This window comes from Hydrogenovibrio thermophilus, assembly GCF_004028275.1.
GTDB classification, from domain to species: Bacteria; Pseudomonadota; Gammaproteobacteria; order Thiomicrospirales; family Thiomicrospiraceae; genus Hydrogenovibrio; species Hydrogenovibrio thermophilus.
In genome coordinates this window covers 1,362,412-1,385,423 of the sequence record NZ_CP035033.1, presented here as the reverse complement: position 1 = coordinate 1,385,423, position 23,012 = coordinate 1,362,412, and the positions used below count along the sequence as shown (strand labels likewise).

Sequence of the window (23,012 nt, the reverse complement as noted above, 5' to 3'; positions counted from 1 at the left end):
CTATTAACGACGTGTTAGTACTTTATCAACCAAACCGTAATCACACGCTTCCTGCGCGCTCATGAAATTATCACGATCCGTATCACGCTCAATCACATCCAACGGCTGACCGGTGTGGTCGGCCAAAGCCTGATTCAAACGCCCTTTAATTTGCATAATCTCTTTTGCATGGATTTCAATATCCGAAGCCTGCCCCTGGAAACCACCCAACGGCTGGTGAATCATCACACGGGAATTCGGCAATGCAAAGCGCTTGCCTTCCGCGCCGGCGGACAGCAAAAACGATCCCATGCTCGCTGCCTGGCCAATGCACATGGTGCTAACATCCGGCTTGATGAATCGCATCGTATCGTAAATGGCCATGCCCGCCGTTACGCTTCCGCCCGGTGAATTGATATAAAGATGAATATCCTTATCCGGGTTCTCGGATTCCAAAAACAGCAACTGGGCGACAATCAAGTTCGCCATCTGGTCTTCGACTTGTCCGACCAAAAAGATGACGCGTTCTTTCAGCAAACGGGAATAAATGTCGAACGAGCGTTCTCCCCGGCTCGTTTGTTCGATGACCATTGGAATCAAAGCGTCTTGGATCGGTGTTGAATGCATTCAAATAAACCTTTATTTTTATTTAGTTTTTATTTCAAAGACCTGAAAACAGGCTCGAAATTTCAATTGTTTCGTCAAAAAGTTACCGTATAGATGGTTCTATCTTAGCTTTTTATCAGGCAAAAAAAAACTTAACTTTGTTACAAAATTACATCATTTTGCAACAGAAGTTAAGTTTTTTACAGACGTTGAAAAGCGGTTAGGCAGCTGGGCTAACAATCTCTTCGAACGATTTTGAAACTTCTTTGACTTTGGCGTCTTTCAAGATGGTGTTGGCAATCTCTTTTTCCACCAAAATCGCATCGATTTCTTTCTGAGCCTGCGGGTTCTTCGCATACCAGTCGATCACTTCTTTCGGATCTTCATACGCCGAGGCTTGATCTTCGATAAACGCTTTTCTCGCTTCTTCCGTCGCTTCGATTTTGTTTTCTTTGATGACTTCACCTAGAACCAAACCGATTTTGACACGTTTTTCCGCGTCAGGCTTGAAGGTTTCCAACGTCAAACCGATGTCTTCCGCTTTCAAACCTTGTTGTTGGAATTGTTCGACCTGACGCTGCATCAACGCAGACGCTTCTTGATCAATCAAGGCTTGCGGCAATTCAACGTCCACTTTTTCGGACAAGGCATCCAAAACAGCGGTACGGTTTTGGTTTTCAACTGCGCGTTGCAACTCTTTTTCCATGTTGGAACGAATTTCGTTCATCAAAGCTTCTTCAGTCCCTTCTTCGATACCGAAGGACTTAACGAATTCTTCATCAATCTCTGGCAAGACTTTCTTTTGTACCGAGTGTACCGTAATGTCAAATGTAACGGTTTGCCCTTTCAGCTCTTCAGACTGATAGTCTTCCGGGAAAGTCACTTCAATGGTTTTTTCCTCTCCCTTTTTCATGCCGATAATTCCGTCTTCGAAACCTGGAATCATACGACCGGAACCCAGTTCAAGAGGTACGTTTTCGGCTTTGCCGCCTTCGAACTCAACGCCGTCTTTCTTACCGACGAAATCAATAATAACCTGTTCACCATTACGGGCTTTTTTAGCGGCGCTGGCCGTTTTCCAAGCCATTTTTTGTTCACGCAGCTTGGTCATCATGTTCTCAACGTCTTTATCCGTGACTTCGGACTTAACGGTTTCCACTTTCAATGTCGAGAACTTCGGCAATTTGATTTCCGGGAAAACTTCGAATGTCGCCGAATAGATGATATTACCGTCTTTCTCATCCAGCTCTTGGAACTGTGGGTAACCGGCGATGTTCAAAGATTCTTTCGCAACCGCTTCATAGAAAGATTGCTGAACCGTTTCACCCATCATTTCTTGACGAACTTGACCGCCATAGCGTTTTTTCACAATGCTCATAGGGACTTTTCCAGGACGGAAACCATCCATCTTCACCGTACGACGCATTTGGGCTAAACGGCTTTCAACTTTACTGTCTAAATCACCCGCTGGCAGCGTGACGTTAATTTTGTGTTCAAGGCCTGTTTCCGGCTTTTCTACTGTTACTTGCATGTGTTTAATCTCAAAAATTAAAATCCAGTTCGTGAACAGAATTACAACATCCCGTTCGGCGGTTTATTCTCTAACTAAAATAAACGCGGAATTATACCGATTTTATTAAATTAATGAAAGACATAGCCGGAAATTAATGCGCTCTTCCACCAAATAGCGCGACTGTGATAAAATTAATATATTGGGTTATATGTAAAATATATTTATAAACGCTTATATATTTAAAAGAGGCTAACAAAGATGGTTATTGAAAAATTCATGATGCTGATGGTCGGCACAATGGTATTGCTGTCCGCAATTCTGGCGTACGTTTACACTCCGGCATGGTTGCTGTTGACCGGTTTCATCGGTCTAAACCTGTTGATTTCCGGTTTGACCGGATTCTGCCCGATGGTGTACATCCTGCGCAAGTTCGGTCTAAAGCACGGCTGTGCTTTCCGTTAATCGCTAAACGGCGTCGATACCAAAAAGGCTGCATGATGCAGCTTTTTTTATTGGGATTTACCAGTTCTCACCTTTCAAAAAGCATCATCATTGAAAATTATCGGTAATCTCCTCGATTTCCGCTTCCAACAGCAGCCACTCTTCTTCCAACGTTTCAATATCAGCGGTTAAGCGCGCCTCGTCTTTGAGCAATGCGGTCAGTTCTTCGGAACGACTGGCCTCGTACAAACCGGAATCTTCCATGGTCGAATGAATGTCACTCAGCGCATTTTGCGCTTTCGACAAGGCATTTTCCACCTGGGTCAATCGCTTGGTTTGTGCACGTGTCGCTTCTTTCAACCGCTTGCGGAACTGAGCGTTTTCCTGACGCTGGGCTTTTTTGTTGACCGCCCCGGCGTCATCCGAAGAATCACCAGGCCTGGCCGAAAGAGCCGCTTTTTCAGCTTTGATGCTTGCCTGCTGCTCTTTCAAACGTTTTAAACGCTGCTGCAAGTAACTTTCCAGATCACCGGCATAGCGTTCCACCCGCGTATCGTGCACCCACCAAAACTGATCGACAATACTCGACAATAAATGCTGATCGTGCGTCACCAAAATCAAAGCGCCGGAAAACTCCTGCAACGCCATTTCCAGCGCATCTCGGGTTTCCATATCCAAATGGTTAGTCGGTTCATCCAAAATCACCAGGTTCGGTTTTTGATACACCATCAGTGCCAGCGACAAACGAGCCTTTTCGCCGCCGGAAAACGGCTTGACCGGCGACAAGGCTTTGTCATGCCCGAACCCGAAACGCCCGAGAAAATCCCGCGCTTCCTGATCGGTAATGTCCGTCATCATTTCCTTGCCAAGCGCCAACATATGCGCCAAAGGCGTTTGATTCGGATTCAATGCCTCCAGTTGATGCTGTGCGAAGTAACCGATTTTCAAGCCTTTACTGTGTTTGACCACCCCGCTTTTCGGTTGCAGCTCACGAATCAACAGTTTCAATAACGTCGATTTCCCGGAGCCGTTCACCCCGACCAATCCGATGCGGTCACCGGCACGCAACACCAAAGAAACTTCCTGCAAAATCGCAGTATCACCGTAACCGAACGCCAGTTGTTCAACATTCAACATCGGGTCCGGTAAATGATCCGGTTCGGCTAAATGGAACTGAAAGGGATTTGTGGCCTGCACCGCGGCCACTTGCTCAATGCGCTCCATGGCTTTGACACGGCTCTGCGCCTGTTTGGCTTTGGAGGCTTTAGCTTTAAAGCGTTCGATAAAGGACTTCAGATGTTGCATCTGCTGTTTCTGCTTATCGTGCAGCGCCTGCTGCTGCATCAGTTGCTCGTTGCGCTGACGTTCGAAGGCCGCAAAATTGCCGGTAAAATAGTGGATTCGCCCTTGATCAAGTTGCGCAATGCCCTGCACCACTTCGTCGAGAAAATGGCGGTCATGGGAAATGACAATCACGGCACCGGAAAACGATTTCAACCACTGCACCAACCAGGAAACCGCTTCGATATCCAAATGGTTGGTCGGTTCATCCAGTAAAAGCAAATCCGCACGCTGCATCAACGCTCGCCCCAATTTCAGGCGAACCTGCCAACCACCGGAAAAGGCTTCCAGCGGTTTGTCGAAATCCGCTTCCTTGAACCCTAGACCATACATCAATTGCTGGGCTTTCATCGGCACGTCATAACCGTCAATGTGATCCAGTTCATCGTAAGCCGCTACCAACCGGTCATGATGATTATCTCGCTCGGCTTGCTCGATTTTGCTTCGTGCCTCAGCATACAACGTATCGCCGAACATCACGTAGTCCAGCGCTTTCATGTGCAGGTGCGTTTGTTCCTGCTCCACATATCCCACTTGCCAGGCGTCCGGCATGGCGATGCTGCCCGCATCCAACGGCACCTCGTTAAGAATCGCTTTAAGCAGCGTGGATTTCCCGGCGCCATTGGCACCAATCAAGCCGATTTTTTGCCCAGGGTGAATGACCAGTGAAGCATTTTCCAACAGGACTTTCGTCCCGGCCATCAAGGTTACGGATTGAATATTGAGCATATCAGGCGGACGTCACCCCTAGATCCGGCGCGACAAAATGCCCTTCCGTCAGTTGATACTGCCGATCCATTTTCGCAGCCAGCTTCAGGTCGTGCGTCACCACCAACAAAGCCGTTTCAAGCTCTTGATTCAATTCCAACATTAAATCAAAAACCTGTTGTGCCGAGGTTTCATCCAAGTTGCCGGTCGGCTCGTCCGCCAACACACAGGCAGGACGCGTAATCAAGGCACGGGCAATCGCAACGCGTTGACGCTCACCGCCCGACAATTCGGCCGGCTTATGCGCCATACGATGCGATAAACCGACCCGTTCCAGCAAGGCTTCGGCTTCTTGCTGTGCTTGATGCGCCGGTTTTCGGGCCACGCGCAACGGCAACATGGTGTTTTCCAGCGCGCTGAGTTCCGGCAACAAGAAATGAAATTGGTATACGAAGCCCATGTATTCGTTCCGCAGCCGACCGCGTTTGACTTCGCTGAGACGGGAAAAATCCTGCCCCATCAAGCCGACTTCACCGCCGGTCGGTGTATCCAATCCGGCCAGCAGATGCAGCAAAGTACTTTTGCCGGAACCCGAACTGCCGACAATCGCCACCTTTTCATTGGTTTTCAGTTCGAAATCCAAACCTTTGATGACCGGCGTCACCAGTTTGCCGTCACGGTATTCTTTTTCCAGATTCATGGCATGAAGAATGACATCACTCATAACGCAAAGCCTCCGCCGGTTGAGTTTTGGCCGCGCGTCGGGCCGGATAAATCGTCGCTAACAAAGTCAGAATAAACGCCAGGCCTGACACCACCCAAACGTCCTCCCAATGCAGGTCAGACGGAATTTTGCTGATGTAATAAATGTCCGCCGGGAAGAATTTAAAGCCGAACAGGTTTTCAATGAACGGGACGATGACATCGATATTCAGGGAAATGGTCACCCCGCCGACAATGCCCATCAAGGCACCGACAATCCCGATAATCAAACCCTGCACCATGAAAATGGTCTGAATACTGGCCGGACTGGCACCAATAGTACGCAGCACTGCGATGTCTTTCTGCTTGTCGGTGACCACCATCACCATGGTCGACACGATATTGAACGCCGCCACCATAATAATCAACGCCAATACAATGAACATCATGCGCTTTTCCATTTCGATGGCTTTAAAGAAATTGGCGTGTTGTTGCGTCCAATCCCGGATATACAACACCTGATCGATGTTATCCGCAATTTCGTTGCGTACCGCCCGCACCGCGAACAAATCATCCAAACGCAGTTGCAATGCCGACACGGCATCGCCCAACTTGAACACCCGCTGAGCATCGTTCATGTGCACCAGCGCCAAAGCACTGTCATATTCATGCATGCCCACCTCGAATAAACCGGACACCGTAAAGCGCTTCAATCTCGGCATAATCCCCATTGGCGAAATCGATGCCTGCGGCGCGACCAAGGTGACCTTGTCCCCCACCGACACCCCAAGACCATTTGCCAATTCCGTGCCGAGAATGATGTTGTAATCTCGAGATTTCAAATCATCCATCTGACCGTACACCATTTTAGACTGCACGTCCGCCACCTGACCTTCGTACTTAGGCAACACCCCGCGAACCAAAACGCCTTTGACCCGGTCGCCAGCCGTCAACATGCCCTGACCCATCGCATTCGGCGCCGCGCCTTTTACATGCGGCAAGGTTTTGACAATACCGTACAAATCTTGCCAGTGATGCAAACGCTCGCCACGTTCCGATAGCGTCATATGAGCGGTCATGTCCAGAATACGGTCTCGCAGTTCCTGCTGGAAACCATTCATGATCGACATCACCGTCACCAAAGCCGTTACCCCTAAGGCAATCCCGATAATCGACGACAGCGAAATAAACGAGATAAACCCGTTGCGTTTTTTGGCCCGGGTGTAACGCGTCCCCAGCAGCAGTTCGAATGGCAGTTTGAACATAAAAAGACTCTTACTTTAATCCTGCGTATTCACGGGTTGGAACACCGGCAGTCCGATATTGAACTGCACCGCCCAGGCCCGCAAGATGAAAATCACTAAAATCGATACAATGACCGAAACGTCGACCGACACGCCCCAACCGACCATCAGCAGCAATAAGCTGATGCCGACAAAGGACGCCGTGGCATAAATTTCTTTACGGAAAATCAGTGGGACTTCGCCCATCAGCACATCGCGAATCACCCCGCCGACCACTCCGGTCATGACCCCGGTCATGATTACAATCGGGTCGGACAATCCTAAGGCCATCGCCTTTTGCGCCCCGATGACACTGAACACCGCCAACCCCAACGCATCCAAAAACAATAACAAGCGTGTCGGTAAACTGCGAAAGCGTGCGTAGAAAAACAAGAACAAGGTGGAAATCACCACCACATAAATATAGATATTTTCCGACAACCAGAAAACCGGCTGATCCAGAATCAAATCACGCAAGGTGCCGCCGCCGACAGCCGTCACCATCGCAATGACAATGGCGCCGAACAAATCAAGTTGCTTTCGGCTGGCGGCCAGCAGGCCGGTCATGGCAAACACGACGGTTCCAAGCAGGTCCAGATAATGAAGGGTGGCGGCTAAATTCATGGCGCTTATTATAAAGCAAAGACTTGCGGCAATGATGACTTTAAACGTTAAGCCATTTCACTGAATGTCGCAAACAAAAACGCCCTCACAAGGAGGGCGTTTTCAGTGGCAGACGAAAGCGTCTTATTTGTCGGATTTCAAACGGTTGATACCCAACATTTTCATGATGTACTTCTGGTAAATCGGCTCGGAGTTACCGGCTTTCATATTACGGATGAAGTATTTTTCAAACGCGATTTTCGCCAAGTGAACCCATTTACCACGTTTCGCCCACGTCAAGTTACGCGGTGGAATCTGTGGCAAGGCCACAAACGCGGCACCGGTATCGCCCATATCGGCCAGACACACAGTGTTCCAAGTCGGCTCTTCGTGTGGCTCTTTACCTTCCAGGTTCGCTTCAATGTTATGACAAATGGCGGTCACCATCGACTCGATCATCAAACCGGTTTTTGGCGTTCCGACAGGAACTGGCGTCGCTTCAACCGGAGGAATGGCGATCCCAACACCCAATGCATAGATATTGTGGAACGCCGGGTTACGGCTATAGCTATCGACTTTAACGAAACCACGAGGGTTAACCAAAGGACCACCCATGTTTTCAGGCTCGGCCAATTCTTGCAGGAACTTGGAACCTTTAAACGCCGGCAACATCATGGAATATTTGAACGGCAGTTCGTGCTGATCGATGACGTCACCTTTATTGTTGTGCTCGTCGACATACATTTTACCGTCTTCGATTTTGGTCACTTTTGCGTTGCAAATCCAGTTGATGTGACGGTTACGCATTTCGGTTTCCATCAACCCTTTGGAATCACCAACACCACCCAGACCCAAGTGGCCAATATAAGGTTCGGACGTTACAAACGTCATCGGAACCTGGCTACGAATCTTACGCTTACGCAAATCGGTTTCCATGATCATCGCGAACTCGTAAGCCGGACCGTAACAGGATGCGCCTTGTACCGCGCCCACAACGATTGGGCCAGGGTTTTCGCAGAATTCTTCCCATTGTTCAAACGCTTCAGTCGCGTGCGGTGTCGTACAAACGGAAACCGTATTCCCGCCATGGCTCTTCGGACCAAACCCTTCGATTTCCTCGAAAGCCAATGCCGGACCGGTGGCCAGAATCAGGTAGTCGTAGTCCATTTCGCTACCGTCATCCAAAGTGATTTTGTTGTTCGGAGCATCCAGCTTCGTCACAGTCTGGTGGTAAAACTCAATGCCTTTACGCGTCAAATGCGGTTCCAATTTAAAGGAAATGTCTTCCGGCTTACGCCAGCCAACCGCCACCCAAGGGTTGGACGGGACAAAATTGAACTCGTCGATTGCGTTTACGACTTTGATGGTATGCTCTTTGCCTAGGTGCTTACGAACATCGTAAGCCATCGGTAGACCACCGGTGCTTGATCCTACTACAACAATTGTTGCCATTTTTCGTTCCTTTTCATTCGTATCTCTAGAAATTGCACTTAATCGTCAAACAAGAATAAGGTTTTAGGTTTCAGACCCCGAAAACTCTGAATCCCGCTGTAACATCAAGCGCTTATCTGATTTTTTATTTGAGAAATCCGAGCCGGAAGTGGGTGCCGTCTTGAACAAGACGCCCTATCCGAGCTGTATTCTGAGTTACCACAGACTTCTTGACCGGAAATAATGAAGCATTAATATTCAAATTAAAAATAAATTTTTCGTATATTGAATAATAAGTTTTACTGATTTTGTGGAATAAATTTTATTAGCGGTTGTTTTTCGCTTTTTTCAAGCCCAAGGCCGGCAGCCAAACCAAGACAATATAAGACGCCAATAAAACCGCCAAAAGGGTAATCAAACTTGCCTGTTGCACCAATGAATTTTCGTTGAAACTCAACACCAATAGTCCGGCAATCAGAATTTGTGTCGTGGCCCAAATCGGGCGCCCCACGCTGGCTAACGCAAACCGATGACAGGATTCCACATCGTTAAAGTAACCGCGTTTTGATTTCAAGTAACGCGCAAAGTAATGAATGGCATCATCCAATACTATCCCGAGCGGCACAATCAAAATAACCGCCGAAATCGATTGGAAATTCTGCACGGAAAAATACGCAGTCAAAACCAAAATAACCGACAAAACACTGCTTAATAGGGTCATCAAAGTTATTTTAAGGTCATGCCAAAATACTAATAACACCACAAAACTCGTGGCTAACATCACGCCCACCGCATTGAGGTTATCCAGCTTGCGCCACAGATACACGGCGCTCATCACCACCACCAACGCCGACAACCACAACATGAGCGTCACCCATTTCGGATAGGTCTGAAATTTTTCCGCCAAACCGATAAACCCGTGGCGGTCTTCATAATGCCCGACGCGGAACTCCAAAAACCAACGCAACAGAATCAGCGGCAAGCCCGTCATCAGCATCGCATAACTCACTAGCGCGCCTAGCAAGACAACCCAGGCCGCATCCAGCAAACGGGCATCGTAAAAAGCCGCGACAGCAAACCCCAAACCGGTCGTCAGGTTCGACAAAAACACCGGCGCGGCATTCATATTCAATGCTTCGGCTAAAGCATCATGTTGAAACCCGCCCCGCGCCATTTCACGCAACAAGGCCGCCATCACATGCACCAAATTGCTCATCATCAGCGCCAACACCACCACCATGCCCAGTACCGACGTTTCAGTCAACGCCAAGCCGAACCAGCCCAACAACCCGAGTACCGCGCCCAACACCGCCAAACTCAGCCCAAACACCAAAACGCCGGTCTTGACCGAATCCATGACCTTGACCGACACCCCACCCATCAAGGCCAACGCCAACCAAACCCACATGAAATTCATTTGCTCGAATAAGGCCGGTGACTTGAACACCCCGGCCAGTGCCAACAACCAAGCTGCCGCGAACACCACTGCGCTCAAGACATAATGGTGTGCCAAAATCTGTACCCAGTTGTAAGCCCAGCGACCGTTCATGATTCATTCAACCTTTTTGCTTATTGATACGATGCGATTCATTTAAACTGATGTTTGCGCGGCTATTATGGTGCCTGAAAGCGCCAGTTGAAAGCAATATTTTGATAAAATACCGTCATTTTTCAAACCAATACAAACCCAAAGTCATAGAAAATCGCATGCCCAAACCCTACTCGTTGCTGGAAGCCGATCAGGTTCCACTAAAAGGCCAGACGTCACACTGGTCGCTCAACACCTCGGCCGAAGACGCGCTCGTCATCATGGAAAAAGCCCGAAACCACCCAGGCCTGGTGGTTTTGCTGACTCAGGACATGAGCGAAGCCAATAAATATGAAGACGCGCTGAACTTCTTTTCCGAAGGCGACCTTTCGATTCTGAACTTTCCGGAATGGGAAACCCTGCCCTATGACCAGTTTTCACCGCATCAGGACATCATCTCGCAACGCCTGCGCACGCTCTATCAACTGCCGCAAACCCAAAAAGGCATTTTGATCCTGCCGGTCAGTACCCTGTTGCAGAAAGTGGTTCCCCATACGTTCATCGAACAATACACCTTTATATTAAAGTGTGGCGATACCCTCGACATCGAACCCTTTACCCAACGTTTGGAATCCGGCGGCTATCAACGCGTCAGCCAGGTGATGGAACACGGCGAATTTGCGGTGCGCGGCTCGATTATCGACCTCTTCCCGATGGGCAGCCGCACGCCTTTCCGATTGGACTTGTTCGACGACGAAGTCGAAACCATCCGCTGTTTCGACCCGGAAACCCAGCTCAGCACCGAGCAGATTGACCAAATCGAACTCCTGCCCGCCAAGGAATACGACCTCAACCCGGACGGCATCACCTTATTCAAACAACGCTTCCGCCAAACCTTCGGTGACGAATCCCGCAACAGCCTGTTGTACCAAGCGGTTCATAACGGCCAGACCGTTGATGGCCTGGAATATTACCTGTCATTATTTCACCCCGAAACCGCCACGCTGTTTGATTACATTCCCGAAAACAGTCTGTTCTTCAGCCAACCGGCCATTCAGGACGCCATTAAACAAAACTGGCGCGATTACCGTGAGCGGTATCAAATCGCACAGCACAACCCGGATTATCCGGTACTGCCGCCGGAAGAACTGATTCAATCCGAAAACGACATTTTCAGCGCCCTGAAAAACTATCATCGCATTCAACTGGAGCGCATCGCCTCCGGCAAAAACCAAGTGGACTTCAAAACCCTGCCGGCACCGGATTTAAATGTGCAGGCCAATAGCGAATACCCGATGGCCAAACTCAATGCCTTTCTGGATCAATTCCAAAGCGAATACGGCGGCCGTATTATGTATTGCGCCGAATCCACCGGACGCCGAGAAACGCTGTTAACACTGCTCGGAAAACATACTGAATTTAAAGGAAAAGTCCCGAAAATCGTCGATGATTGGAATGCGTTCAAACACAACGATTTACCACATCAAATCGTAGTCGGCCCGTTGGAAGAATCCATCTTCACACCGGATTTCTGCCTGATTTCCGAAGCGCAGATTTTCGGCCAAACCGTCATTCAGAAACGACGCCGTAAGCGCAAACACTCCGAATTCGACACCGCCATCTCCAACCTCATCGAACTGGACATCGGCAGCCCGATTGTGCATTTCGACCACGGGGTCGGCCGCTACCTTGGCCTGGAAACCATGACCATCCAAGGTGAAGAACACGAATTCCTGATGATCGAATACGCCGGCGAAGCCAAATTGTACGTGCCCGTCACCTCGCTGCACCTCATCAGCCGTTACACCGGCGCCAGCGCCGAAACCGCACCGTTACACAAACTCGGTTCCGACAAATGGGACAAGGCCAAACGCAAAGCCGCCGAAAAAGTCCGTGACGTCGCCGCCGAACTGCTCGACATCTACGCCCAGCGCGAAGCCAGGCCTGGTCATTCTTTCGAAACCGACGAAGAAGCCTACGCCCGCTTCAGCGCCAGCTTCCCATTCGAGGAAACACCCGATCAGGAAGCCGCTATCGATGCGGTGGTGCATGACATGCAAGCCAGCAAACCGATGGACCGCCTCATTTGCGGCGACGTCGGCTTCGGCAAAACCGAAGTGGCCATGCGCGCCGCCTTCATTGCCGCTTACGCCGGCAAACAGGTCGCGGTTTTGGTGCCCACCACCCTGCTGGCGCAGCAACACATGGAAAACTTTAAAAACCGTTTTGCCGACTGGCCGGTGCGCATTGAAGGCTTATCCCGTTTCCAAACCGCCAAGGAAACCAAACAGATTCTCGAAGCGGTTCAAAACAAACAGGTCGATATCGTCATCGGCACCCATAAGCTGATTCAGGGCGACATGAAATTCGACAACCTCGGCCTGATTATCATCGACGAAGAACACCGTTTCGGCGTGCGCCAGAAAGAACAGCTCAAGAAACTCCGCACCGAGGTGGACGTGCTCACCATGACCGCCACACCGATTCCAAGAACCCTGAACATGGCGATGAACGATTTGCGTGACCTGTCGATTATCGCCACGCCGCCGGCCAAACGTCTGGCGGTGCAAACCTTCGTGCTGGAATGGAACCCGGATGTGGTCAAAGAAGCCTGTCTGCGTGAAATCCGTCGTGGCGGGCAGATTTACCTGCTTTACAACAACGTCGACCGCATCGAACAGATGGCGGAAGACATGCGCGAACTCCTGCCGGAAGCCAAGGTGGACGTCGCCCACGGCCAAATGCACGAGCGTGAACTCGAACAGGTGATGCAGAATTTTTATCACCGTCGTTTCAACATTCTGGTCTGCACCACCATTATCGAAACCGGCATCGACATTCCAACCGCCAACACCATTCTGATTCACCGCGCCGACAAATTTGGCCTGGCGCAATTGCATCAGTTACGCGGCCGTGTCGGACGTTCGCACCACAAAGCCTACGCCTATATGTTCACTGCCGGTAAAAGCCTGATGACCGCCGATGCGGAAAAACGCCTCACTGCCATCGCCAAGCACGATACCCTCGGTGCCGGGTTCATGCTTGCCAGCCATGATTTGGAAATCCGTGGCGCGGGTGAACTGCTGGGCGACGGCCAATCCGGCCAAATTCAGGAAATCGGTTTCGGTCTCTATTCGGAATTGCTGGAACGCGCCGTCAAATCGTTAAAATCCGGCAAACAACCCGAGTTGGAGGCCAAGCTCCACACCGGCGCGGAAATCGAACTCGGTTTACCGGCCTTGATTCCGGAAGACTATCTGCCGGACATCCACACCCGTCTGGTGTTCTACAAACGCATCGCCAGTGCCGACAACACCAACGGCTTACAGGAACTGGAAGTGGAAATGATCGACCGTTTCGGGCTGTTACCGCCACAGGTCAAAAACCTGTTCGAGGCCACGCGTGTCAAGCTGTTGATTGAACCGCTGAACCTGAAAAAACTGGAAGCGTCCGAGTCGATGATTCGTATCCAATTCGGCGACAGCCCCAACATCAACCCGGTGGAATTGATTAAATTGATTCAAAATCACCCGAAGAACTATCAACTAAAAGGGCAAACGGAATTAAAATATTTCGATACAATGCCTGACATGAAACAACGAATCGACGCCATCGAACTCATCGTGGCCACCATTTCGAACAAGGACACTTAAATGCATACACGATTGTTTTTCAGCTTGATGACGGCTTGCTTTCTCAGTCTGGGCCTTGCCACCAAAGCCCAAGCGGAAGACCTGCCGAAATATCAAGTGGAACTGATTGTTTTCGAAACCCTGGCCTTGCGTGGCTGGACCGAAGAATACTGGCATGAACCGGACCCGGTCAATATTGATGGCACGGTTAACCTCACCACCCTTCCGGCCAGTCGTTTCATGCTGGAAGGTGAAGCGAATAAAATGACGCCGCAAAAAGGTTATCACATCCTCTATCACACCAGCTGGGTGCTGGAAGGCAAGCCGGAAGACAAAACCAAACCGATTCTGATTGAAGCTCTGCCGGACAAAAGCTATCAATCCAAACTGCTCGGCACCTTGGTGTTTTACAAATCCCGTTACGCCCATGTGCGTTTGGATTTGGAACTGGACCGCAAAATCCCATTGCGCATCCGCGACGAATTCGCCGTCAACCAGAATGTGGAAGAAACCGAGTTACCGGAGTTTTGGCGCTTTCAGCTAAAAGAATCCCGCAAAATCAAATCCGGCGAACTGCATTATTTCGACCACCCGATTTTCGGTGCGCTGGTCAAAATTCAATACCTCGGACGCTAAGCGTTCAAACATGATGACCGAATGGTTTCGCCATTCGGTTTTCAAACGCCCTCCCGCTTGCCCAATCCAGCCGTTTCAAGGCTTTCTCAAGCCTTCATCCATCAAAACGTGACACCATAACAGCCACGCTTAAACACACTTTCAATAAGACCGAACGGCGTTTTTGACGCGGTTTTCAAGAGGAAAAACGATGAACTCCCATCTTAAATTACTTTACTGGCTGGCTCTGCTGGACGGTATCGCTTTGCTGCTATTGGTCTTTGTCGCCGTTCCCATTAAATACCAATTCGATTGGCCTTACGCGGTCAAGGTGCTTGGGCCGACGCACGGCGTTTTGTTTATCTCTCTCACCCTGACCATGTTGTCCGCAGTGGCGAAAAAGCTAATTCGACCAGGACTGGGCGCTTTGGTCTTTGTCGCGGCCTTGATTCCGCTGGGCGCCTTCTATGCCGATTACCGTTTGAAAAAGGCGGTCACGCAAGCCTAAACCGGAAGTAACCAAAATCACCAGGCCTGGTGGTTTTGGGTGTTTAAAAACCAAAGGCTCCAAAATAAAAAAGCCGCTGAGAGTTATCCCAGCGGCTTTTTTAATAGGTTACTCTTTAAAAAGTAAACGCTTACTTATCCGGCAACACCAAGTTCAATTCCAGCACTTCAAAGCCGTTCGCTTCATCCACCGAAATCTGCAGTTGATCCTGGTCGATGTTCACGTACTTGGCAATCACTTCCAGAATCTCTTCACGCATTTTCGGCAAATAATCCGGTGCTTTACGTTCAGAGCGCTCGTGCGCCAACAAAATCTGCAAACGGTCTTTTGCGACATTTGCCGATTTCTTCTTTTTCTGTCCAAGTAAATAGTCTAGTAACGCCATAGCTTACTTCCCGAAAATTTTCTTGAAAAGGCCTTTCTTTTCAGCCGTTAAGAAACGGTGTTCTTTCTCTTCGCCCAAGAAGCGATCCACCACATCTTCATACGCCAACGCCGCATCGGAATCTTTGGTCAGAATCACCGGTTCACCGGAGTTGGAGGCATTCAACACCTGTTGCGACTCCGGGATCACACCCAACAAACGAACATTCAACAAATCCGTCACGTCTTCAACCGACAGCATTTCGCCGGTTTCCACTCGTTCCGGGTTGTAGCGCGTCAACACCAAGTGTTCAACAATCGCCTCATCGCCGTTCTCCGCACGACGCGACTTGGCTTGCAAAATGCCCAAAATACGGTCGGAGTCACGCACGGAAGACACTTCCGGGTTGGTGACCACAATCGCTTCGTCCGCGAAGTACAGCGCCAATTGCGCGCCTTTTTCGATACCGGCCGGAGAGTCACAAATAATGAAATCGAAACCGTCTTCTTTCAGGTCTTCAATGACTTTTTCCACGCCTTCCTGTGTCAACGCATCCTTATCGCGGGTTTGAGACGCCGCCAGAATGTACAGGTTATTGATGCGCTTATCGCGAATCAACGCCTGTTTCAAAGAAGCTTCGCCTTGCACCACATTAACGAAATCGTACACCACGCGGCGTTCGCAGCCCATAATCAAATCCAGATTACGCAGCCCCACATCAAAGTCAATGACCGCGACTTTATAGCCCTTTAACGCCAGGCCGGCTGAAATACTCGCACTGGTCGTGGTTTTACCCACGCCACCTTTACCAGAGGTTACAACGATTACACGTGACACCTAAGCTTCTCCTTGAAATGAAAATCGCCCGTCGAAACGACCGGCGAATAAAAACAAATTCTCAAAATTATAACGGACTTGATGGGTTGCGTAAATTTACTCGTGACAAAAGTTTGCAAACCGTCACGATTACGCCAGAATATCGGTATTGAACACCAACTTCCCGTCCTGAAGACAAATCTCCACAAAACCGGATTTATAGGCCTCGTCGATATCTTCCGACAATTGATACATTCCCGCGATGCACACCAGTTCCGGGTTCAACTGTTTGGCAAAAATCCGCGCCGACGTATCGCCCGACGAACCGGCAAACACTTTACCCATTACCTTACCGAATACATGCACATGGCCGTCCGCCACCACTTCCGCACCCGGATTAATCGGCCCCATGACAATCAAGTCACGGTCCTTCGCATAAATCTGCTGGCCGGAACGCACCGCGCCGTTCACCATCATCGCCGTTTTCAAACCAGCTTCTTCGGCCGCCGCTTTCGGTTTGCTTGCGCGGGCCGCTTTCGGCTTCTCTTTCGGGAAAATCGCCAGGCCTGCATACTCCGCCTGTTCTTTAATACTCTCGTCTTCAGTACGAATCCCAATCGGAATCATCTGCTGCTGGGTTAAATACTCCACCAACAACGCCAAAAAGGTCGGGTCTTTCAATTCAATTTGCGGTTCCAATACAATCGGAATCCCCACAAAAAAATCCGGCGCCTGGCCGATTTTCGCCGCAATCGCCTGCTTGGTATCATCAATTTGATCGGAAAAAAGATTTAGAACGGTTAAGGAAAGGATTGAGCCTTTTAAATCGATTATTTTGCTCATAGCGTAAGGTCGAACCTGAAACAATTAAAGAAGGGAATCTTACTTGACCCGCGAGGTTCCGTCAAAGGCAAATACCGAAGAATGTATGGATAAATACTGAAAAAATAAAACGGAGGAAAGTAAAGCTTTGTAAATGGTGCCCAGGGCCGGAATCGAACCGGCACGGTGTTGCCACCGAGGGATTTTAAGTCCCTTGCGTCTACCAATTTCGCCACCTGGGCGGGCAAGAAAATAATGAGGATTACGAAGAACCGAAAAATGGAGGCGGAACCCGGAGTCGAACCGAGGTCCACGGATTTGCAATCCGCTGCATAGCCACTCTGCCATTCCGCCATTTGGAGCGGGAAACGAGGATCGAACTCGCGACCCCAACCTTGGCAAGGTTGTGCTCTACCGCTGAGCTATTCCCGCATTCGTAATGAAGGCGTATTATAGGGCGAGACGGAAAAATTACAAGCTTTTTTAACGAAAAAACCCGAATCTGTGACGGAAAATGAACCGCCCAGTATTCGGGTTTTCAAAATCAAAACGCAAGTTATTGATTAGTGTGAATCTTTTGCATCCTCGGATGACGTGTCCAAAATCACCGGCAAGGCGGCACGCCCGTATTGATACCAGGTAATAATCGTCAGAATCGCGGCGAAGTACAACATTGGGAAGCCCAAGGTGCCCCAATCCACGCCCCAAAGTTCGCCGCCATACAGCAACCAGGTCAAGGCCGCCAATTGCGAGGCGGTTTTGACTTTACCCAAATTGGACACGGCCACCACTTCACGGGCATTGTTTTCCGCCATCCATTCCCGTAAAGCGGAAATACTGACTTCACGCATCATAATGACGATGGCCGACAAGGTCACCCAGATGTTTTGATATTCCACGGCCACCACAATCAAGGCGGCGGCGACAATCAACTTGTCCGCCACCGGGTCGAGAAAGGCGCCTAGTTTGCTGCTGACATTAAGTTTACGTGCCAGGAATCCGTCGAACCAGTCGGTAATGGCGGCGATCATAAAGGCCAACCCGGCCCAGAAACGCGCATCCTCAATCGGTGCGTAGTAACAAATCAGGAAAACGGGAATCAGCAGTACGCGTGACCACGTCATCATCATAGGTAAGGATTGCAGGGACATAAAACTCTAAATCTTTTTTATTTCAGCTGGTAAAAAGGCCGCCCGACGGACGGTTTATCGGTCAAAATCCAAAAAATATTACCATAGACCCGCGTGAGTATGGCAATAAATAGTGGGGTTTCGTAAAAAGTTCATACCCCTAAATTGATTGGTGTCATAAATGGGGCGAATGAATTCCGTGCGCTTTACGGCTCAGATTTCACCGTGGAAGAAATCGTAAATGGTCTGGGCGATCTTCTGACTGATGCCGGGCACTTTCTGCAACTCGGCCACCGCCGCGTTTTTCACTTCCCCCAAACCGCCAAAATGCGTCAACAATTTATGGCGCGTTTTGGCGCCAACCCCAGGAATATCTTCCAAACGCGAATGGGTTTGTGCTTTTTGACGGCGGCTGCGATGGCTGGTGATGGCGAAACGGTGGGCTTCGTCACGAATGTAATTGATTAAATGCAAGGCGATATCATCGGCTTCGAGGTCAATGCCTTCTTCATTAAACGGCGTGTACAAAATCTCCAGGCCTGCCTTGCGCCCTTCTCCTTTGGCGACCGATACCAGCGGCACATTATCCAGCTCCAAAGCTTTGAACACCTCAATGGCCTTATTGAGCTGGCCTTTCCCGCCGTCGATGACAATTAAATCCGCCATCGGCAAGCCTTCTTTTTTCACTCGACTGTAACGGCGTGTCAGCGCCTGATGCATGGCGGCGTAGTCATCGCCCGGCTGAATGCCTTCGATATTGAACTTGCGGTAAGCGCTGCTGTTCGGGACGCCTTCGCTGAACACCACGCAACTGGCGACGGTTTGATTGCCTTGAGTATGACTGATGTCGAAACACTCCATATGATTCGGTGGCACCGGCAAGGCCAGCACTTCCTGCAAGGCTTTTACCCGCTCGGCTTGCGAAGCTTTCTGCGTCAATTGCTGCTTCAAACCGGACGTGGCGTTGGTCATCGCCAGCTTCATCAGACCTTTTTCGGTTTGTGATTTCGCTTGGCGGATTTTCACCTTACCGCTCGCTTTGCCTTCTTGGCGTCGTTGCGACATCCAGCTTTCCAACGCGGTTTTATCTTCCAAGGCTTCCGACACCAGTAACAACTGCGGCACCGGCAAGTCGCTGTAATGCTGACTGATAAAGGCGGTAATCACTTCGTCGGCGTTCACGTCTTGCCCGCCGGTTTTCGGGAAATAATTCTGACTGCCCCACAAGTTGCCGCCGCGATACATCATAATCGACACGCACACTTGATTGGCTTCTTCGGCCATCGCGACCACGTCGGTGTCCTTGGAGCCGGGCTGATTAATCAAATGCTGGCTTTGAATGGCGCGCAACGCGGAGATTTTATCGCGATAGACCGCCGCCACTTCAAACTCGAACGCATCGGACGCCGCCTGCATTTTATGCCCCAGGTTTTCAATCACCTCAAAGCTTTTGCCTTCCAAAAACGCAATGGTGTTGGCCACGTCTTCGTCGTACTCTTCTTTGGTGACCAAACCCTCCACGCAGGGGCCGGAACAGCGTTTGATTTGATATTGCAAACACGGCCGCGAACGGTGGTTGAACACACTTTCCGCACACTGGCGCACCGGAAAAATTTTCTGGATGGCATGCAAGGTCTGATGCACCGCGGACGCATTCGGGAAAGGCCCAAAATAACGCCCCACCCTGCGTTTCGCGCCGCGGTGATAACTCAAAGATGGAAATTTCTTGCCGGTCGACACAAAAATGTACGGATAGGATTTATCGTCGCGGAACAGGATGTTGTAACGCGGTTTATGGCGTTTGATTAAGGTGTTTTCCAGAATCAAGGCTTCGGATTCGGTGTCCGTGACCGTGACCTCAATCGACGCGATTTGCGCCACCATCGCCTCGGTTTTGATAGCGTCGTGGCGTTTTTTGAAATAACTTGATACCCGCCGTTTCAGGTTCTTGGCCTTCCCGACGTATATGATCTGATCCTCGGCGTCTTTCATCATGTACACGCCCGGCCGCTCGGTCAGGTTCTTCAAAAAGGCATCGATGTCGAATTGGGTATCTACTTGCTTTGTCATTTCGGTTAGAATGGGGCTTCTTGTTCAATCAGCCCGGCGCGTGGCGGGCTGTCATAATTCAGATAATTTAGAAATCTCTAAACGAAACGACCGATTTTCGGCATTCGGAGTGCCGGCTTGCATTCCGGTTTTCGTCAGGCGATTTCGACACATTATAAGGTATTGTCAATGGAGAATCCGAATCAAAACGATGGTTTGAACCGTTTAGCCGGTGCGGCGGAAAAGTTCATCAAGCAGGAACGTTGGAGCCGCCGCTGGACCAATCTGCTGAAACTGGCCGTCGTGGCCTACATTATCGTCACCCTCGTGATGTTGACTCGCCAGATTCCGTCCGAACAGGAAATGCTCGGCACCGATAAGCATGTCGCAATCGTCAAACTGGAAGGCGCCATTATGCCGGGCACTTACACCAGTGCGGAAAAACTCAACCCATTATTGGACAAAGCCTTTAAGAACCCGAATTCCGAGGCCGTCATTATCCAAGCCAATTCACCCGGCGGCAGCCCGGTGCAATCGGCGCTGATCAATGATGAAATCACCCGTTTGAAAAACCTGTATCAAAAACCGGTGTACGTGGTGGTGGAAGACGCCTGTGCCTCCGGCTGTTATTACATTGCCGTGGCCGCCGATAAAATTTACGCCAACAAAGGCTCGCTGGTCGGCTCCATCGGCGTGCGCATGGACAGCTTCGGCTTCACCGGCCTGATGGATAAAATCGGCGTGGAAAACCGTTCCATGCACGCCGGAGAACACAAAACCTTTTTGAACCCGTTCGGCCCGATTGATAAAGAAGGCCGCGAGTTCTTCCAGAAACGCATTCTGGACCGAACGCATGAACAATTTATCGAAGCGGTTCGTAAAGGCCGAGGCGACCGTTTGAAAGAAAATAAAAACACCTTTACCGGCTTGGTCTGGTTGGGCGACGAAGCGGTTGAAAACGGTTTGATTGACGGTTTGGGTGACATGGGTTACGTGGAGCGTGAAGTCATCAAACAGACCAACACCCGTTACTACGAAACCGAAAAAGGCTTTATGGAACAGCTATTGGGCGACATCAGCACAGAAACCGCGACCAAGCTGTCTCTCTACCTCACTTCCTTGCGCTAAGCGCCATTCCATTTTCCGCCAGGCCTGGGCATTTTCAATGTCCGACTTGGCGTAAACTTCACGGTATAACCCACTGAGTTTTAGTGTTATTTTGCAGAAATGGTATAATGAATATTTCACCTAACTGCATTTGATTTTTTTATACCATGCCGACACCTGCCAAAAGAACATTCCGACGCTGGAAAAATCTGCCCTCCCGGCGATTGGCGCTTATCGTCTCCATCGCGGTATTCATTTTACTCAGTGCCGGCAGCATCTGGACCACTTACAGCAATTACAGCACCCAGAAACAGCATTTGATTCACTACGCCAGTCAGCAGGAAATCAACAGTTTCAAATCCAGCCAGAAAGCGCTGCGCATCAATGCCGACGTCATCTTCACCTCCGCCATCAATCAGGACGACATTCTTAGCTTGATGGCCAAGGCTTATCATGGCGACGCGGTCGTGCGCAACGAGGTGCGCGAAACACTCTACAACCGTCTGGAGCCGTTGTATCGACTGCTGAAATCGGAATACATCCGACAACTGCACTTCCATTTACCGGACAGCTCCAGCTTTTTGCGCTTTCACCGCCCGGCGAAATTCGGGGACGATTTATCCGACGTCCGTTACAGCATCGAGCAAGTGCACAAAACTCAAAAGCCGATTTTCGGGTTTGAGGAAGGCCGCATTTTCAACGGCTTCCGTCATGTCTATCCCTTGCATTACCAGGGCGAGTTGGTCGGCAGTGTGGAGATTTCCTTCTCCATTGACGCCATTTACCACCTCATCACCCACGACCACAACGAAGCGCACGACCTGCTGTTGAAAAAAGACCTGATCAAACACAAGGTGTTCGAAAACGAGCAAAGCAACTACGCACCGTCGGAAATCTCCGCAAACTATGTGGTGGACAAAAGCGTGCAATACCATGAGAAACGCCCAAACAGCATTTCCCGAAAACGCATTCACGCCATCAACGAGAAACTGCACGATGACTTCCAAGGCGTACTCGGCCAATGCAATGTTTGTCATTTAGTGACTAATATTAACCAAACCTATTATTTGGTCACCTTCTTCCCATTGAAAAATACCGAAGGCCAAGCCGTCGGTTACATCGTCAATTACATTAATGAACCCGGCTTGCGCATCGTGACTGAAAACTTCATGAAAATCAACGTCGTAAATGAAAGCCTGCTGTTCATTATCAGCTTACTGACCTTCTTCTACCTGCGTAACCAGATTCGTCAGAAACGTTTGTTGCACAAAATGGCGCGGACCGACAGCTTGACCAGCCTGCCGAATCGGAATGTGTTCAAACGCGCCTTGAACGAGCAGATGAAACTGAGCAAATCCAAACAGTTGCCGCTGAGCCTGGTGTTTTTCGACATTGACCACTTCAAAAAAATCAATGACACCCACGGTCACTTGATGGGCGACAAAGTGCTCAAAACCGTAGCGCGTGCCGTCGAAGACGGCTTGACCAACAAGGACGTCTTTGCCCGCTGGGGGGGTGAGGAATTCGTGATATTGTTACCCGAAACCTATCTGGAAGACGCCGAGAAAGTCGCGGAACGCTTGCGTAAAAAGTTGGAAACGCTTGATGCGCACGATCTGCACATCACCTCCAGTTTTGGCGTGACCGAACTGAAGCACAAAGACACCGCGGAAAGCCTGATGCACCGTGGCGACAATTTGTTGTATCGTTCCAAGGAAGACGGACGCAACCGCGTGACCGTCGGTTAATCCAATTCCAATAGTCACCAGGCCTGGCCGACACACCAAATAACAGACATAAAAAAACCGCCGTTAAGGCGGTTTTTTTATGGGGA

The 23,012-nt window shown here is 49.9% G+C and carries 19 protein-coding genes and 3 tRNA genes; 6 read left to right on the top strand and 16 right to left on the bottom strand.

What is annotated here, in order from left to right; genetic code table 11:
- Positions 1–3: 3 nt before the first annotated feature.
- Complete coding sequence (gene clpP, locus EPV75_RS06470) at positions 4–606, bottom strand: ATP-dependent Clp endopeptidase proteolytic subunit ClpP (protein ID WP_029938084.1); 603 nt, start codon at positions 604–606, stop codon at positions 4–6.
- Between the two features lie 199 nt (positions 607–805).
- The gene (tig, locus tag EPV75_RS06465) at positions 806–2,116 is read right to left on the bottom strand and encodes a trigger factor (protein ID WP_128384852.1); all 1,311 of its coding nucleotides are present in this window, start codon (positions 2,114–2,116) and stop codon (positions 806–808) included.
- 240 nt (positions 2,117–2,356) lie between these two features.
- Here tig and EPV75_RS06460 point away from each other — a divergent pair, with 240 nt between their 5' ends.
- Positions 2,357–2,560 carry a YgaP family membrane protein gene (locus EPV75_RS06460; protein ID WP_029938082.1) on the top strand — a complete coding sequence of 68 codons (204 nt, stop codon included), beginning with the start codon at positions 2,357–2,359 and terminating at the stop codon, positions 2,558–2,560.
- Positions 2,561–2,647: 87 nt separating this feature from the next.
- On the opposite strand, the gene EPV75_RS06455 is transcribed toward EPV75_RS06460, so the two are convergent.
- The 6 genes from EPV75_RS06455 to EPV75_RS06430 form a co-directional block, all read right to left on the bottom strand.
- On the bottom strand, positions 2,648–4,609 hold the full coding sequence (locus EPV75_RS06455) for an ABC-F family ATP-binding cassette domain-containing protein (protein WP_128384851.1): 1,962 nt from the start codon (positions 4,607–4,609) through the stop codon (positions 2,648–2,650).
- A 1-nt stretch (position 4,610) separates the two neighbouring features.
- Positions 4,611–5,312, bottom strand: coding sequence for a lipoprotein-releasing ABC transporter ATP-binding protein LolD (lolD, locus tag EPV75_RS06450; RefSeq protein ID WP_029938080.1), 702 nt, complete (start codon positions 5,310–5,312; stop codon positions 4,611–4,613).
- Positions 5,305–6,555 carry a lipoprotein-releasing ABC transporter permease subunit gene (locus EPV75_RS06445; protein WP_128384850.1) on the bottom strand — a complete coding sequence of 417 codons (1,251 nt, stop codon included), beginning with the start codon at positions 6,553–6,555 and terminating at the stop codon, positions 5,305–5,307. The genes lolD and EPV75_RS06445 overlap by 8 nt, the downstream gene beginning before the upstream one ends.
- A gap of 15 nt (positions 6,556–6,570) precedes the next feature.
- A complete protein-coding gene (locus EPV75_RS06440; protein ID WP_128384849.1) occupies positions 6,571–7,197 on the bottom strand; it encodes a trimeric intracellular cation channel family protein in 627 nt (208 codons plus the stop codon).
- Positions 7,198–7,320: 123 nt separating this feature from the next.
- A complete protein-coding gene (locus EPV75_RS06435) occupies positions 7,321–8,628 on the bottom strand; it encodes an NAD(P)/FAD-dependent oxidoreductase (protein ID WP_128384848.1) in 1,308 nt (435 codons plus the stop codon).
- 304 nt (positions 8,629–8,932) lie between these two features.
- Positions 8,933–10,156, bottom strand: a complete 1,224-nt coding sequence (locus EPV75_RS06430) for an RND transporter family protein (RefSeq protein WP_128384847.1) — start codon at positions 10,154–10,156, stop codon at positions 8,933–8,935.
- Between the two features lie 158 nt (positions 10,157–10,314).
- Between EPV75_RS06430 and mfd the strand changes: the two genes are divergently transcribed.
- The 3 genes from mfd (at position 10,315) to EPV75_RS06415 (ending at position 14,890) form a co-directional block, all read left to right on the top strand.
- Complete coding sequence (gene mfd, locus EPV75_RS06425) at positions 10,315–13,788, top strand: transcription-repair coupling factor (RefSeq protein ID WP_128384846.1); 3,474 nt, start codon at positions 10,315–10,317, stop codon at positions 13,786–13,788.
- Positions 13,789–14,403: a peptidoglycan binding protein CsiV gene (locus tag EPV75_RS06420; RefSeq protein WP_128384845.1), complete on the top strand. Its 615-nt coding sequence runs from the start codon at positions 13,789–13,791 to the stop codon at positions 14,401–14,403. It abuts the gene before it with no gap.
- A gap of 190 nt (positions 14,404–14,593) precedes the next feature.
- Positions 14,594–14,890 carry a DUF3817 domain-containing protein gene (locus tag EPV75_RS06415; protein ID WP_128384844.1) on the top strand — a complete coding sequence of 99 codons (297 nt, stop codon included), beginning with the start codon at positions 14,594–14,596 and terminating at the stop codon, positions 14,888–14,890.
- 130 nt (positions 14,891–15,020) lie between these two features.
- Here EPV75_RS06415 and minE read toward each other — a convergent pair whose 3' ends face one another.
- The 8 genes from minE to uvrC form a co-directional block, all read right to left on the bottom strand.
- A complete protein-coding gene (gene minE / locus EPV75_RS06410; protein WP_068648691.1) occupies positions 15,021–15,275 on the bottom strand; it encodes a cell division topological specificity factor MinE in 255 nt (84 codons plus the stop codon).
- 3 nt (positions 15,276–15,278) lie between these two features.
- The gene (gene minD, locus EPV75_RS06405; protein WP_068648689.1) at positions 15,279–16,091 is read right to left on the bottom strand and encodes a septum site-determining protein MinD; all 813 of its coding nucleotides are present in this window, start codon (positions 16,089–16,091) and stop codon (positions 15,279–15,281) included.
- 129 nt (positions 16,092–16,220) lie between these two features.
- On the bottom strand, positions 16,221–16,913 hold the full coding sequence (minC, locus tag EPV75_RS06400) for a septum site-determining protein MinC (protein ID WP_128384843.1): 693 nt from the start codon (positions 16,911–16,913) through the stop codon (positions 16,221–16,223).
- Between the two features lie 134 nt (positions 16,914–17,047).
- Positions 17,048–17,134: transfer RNA gene (locus EPV75_RS06395), tRNA-Leu, on the bottom strand.
- Positions 17,135–17,172: 38 nt separating this feature from the next.
- A tRNA-Cys gene (locus EPV75_RS06390) sits at positions 17,173–17,246 on the bottom strand.
- Between the two features lie 3 nt (positions 17,247–17,249).
- Positions 17,250–17,324, bottom strand: a tRNA-Gly gene (locus EPV75_RS06385).
- Positions 17,325–17,455: 131 nt separating this feature from the next.
- Positions 17,456–18,043 carry a CDP-diacylglycerol--glycerol-3-phosphate 3-phosphatidyltransferase gene (gene pgsA / locus EPV75_RS06380; protein ID WP_128384842.1) on the bottom strand — a complete coding sequence of 196 codons (588 nt, stop codon included), beginning with the start codon at positions 18,041–18,043 and terminating at the stop codon, positions 17,456–17,458.
- Positions 18,044–18,235: 192 nt separating this feature from the next.
- The gene (gene uvrC, locus EPV75_RS06375; RefSeq protein ID WP_128384841.1) at positions 18,236–20,092 is read right to left on the bottom strand and encodes an excinuclease ABC subunit UvrC; all 1,857 of its coding nucleotides are present in this window, start codon (positions 20,090–20,092) and stop codon (positions 18,236–18,238) included.
- Between the two features lie 168 nt (positions 20,093–20,260).
- Between uvrC and sppA the strand changes: the two genes are divergently transcribed.
- Positions 20,261–21,199 (top strand): signal peptide peptidase SppA, encoded by a 939-nt coding sequence (sppA, locus tag EPV75_RS06370; protein ID WP_128384840.1) that lies wholly within the window; start codon positions 20,261–20,263, stop codon positions 21,197–21,199.
- Positions 21,200–21,345: 146 nt separating this feature from the next.
- Complete coding sequence (locus EPV75_RS06365) at positions 21,346–22,926, top strand: sensor domain-containing diguanylate cyclase (protein WP_128384839.1); 1,581 nt, start codon at positions 21,346–21,348, stop codon at positions 22,924–22,926.
- Positions 22,927–23,012: the final 86 nt, after the last annotated feature.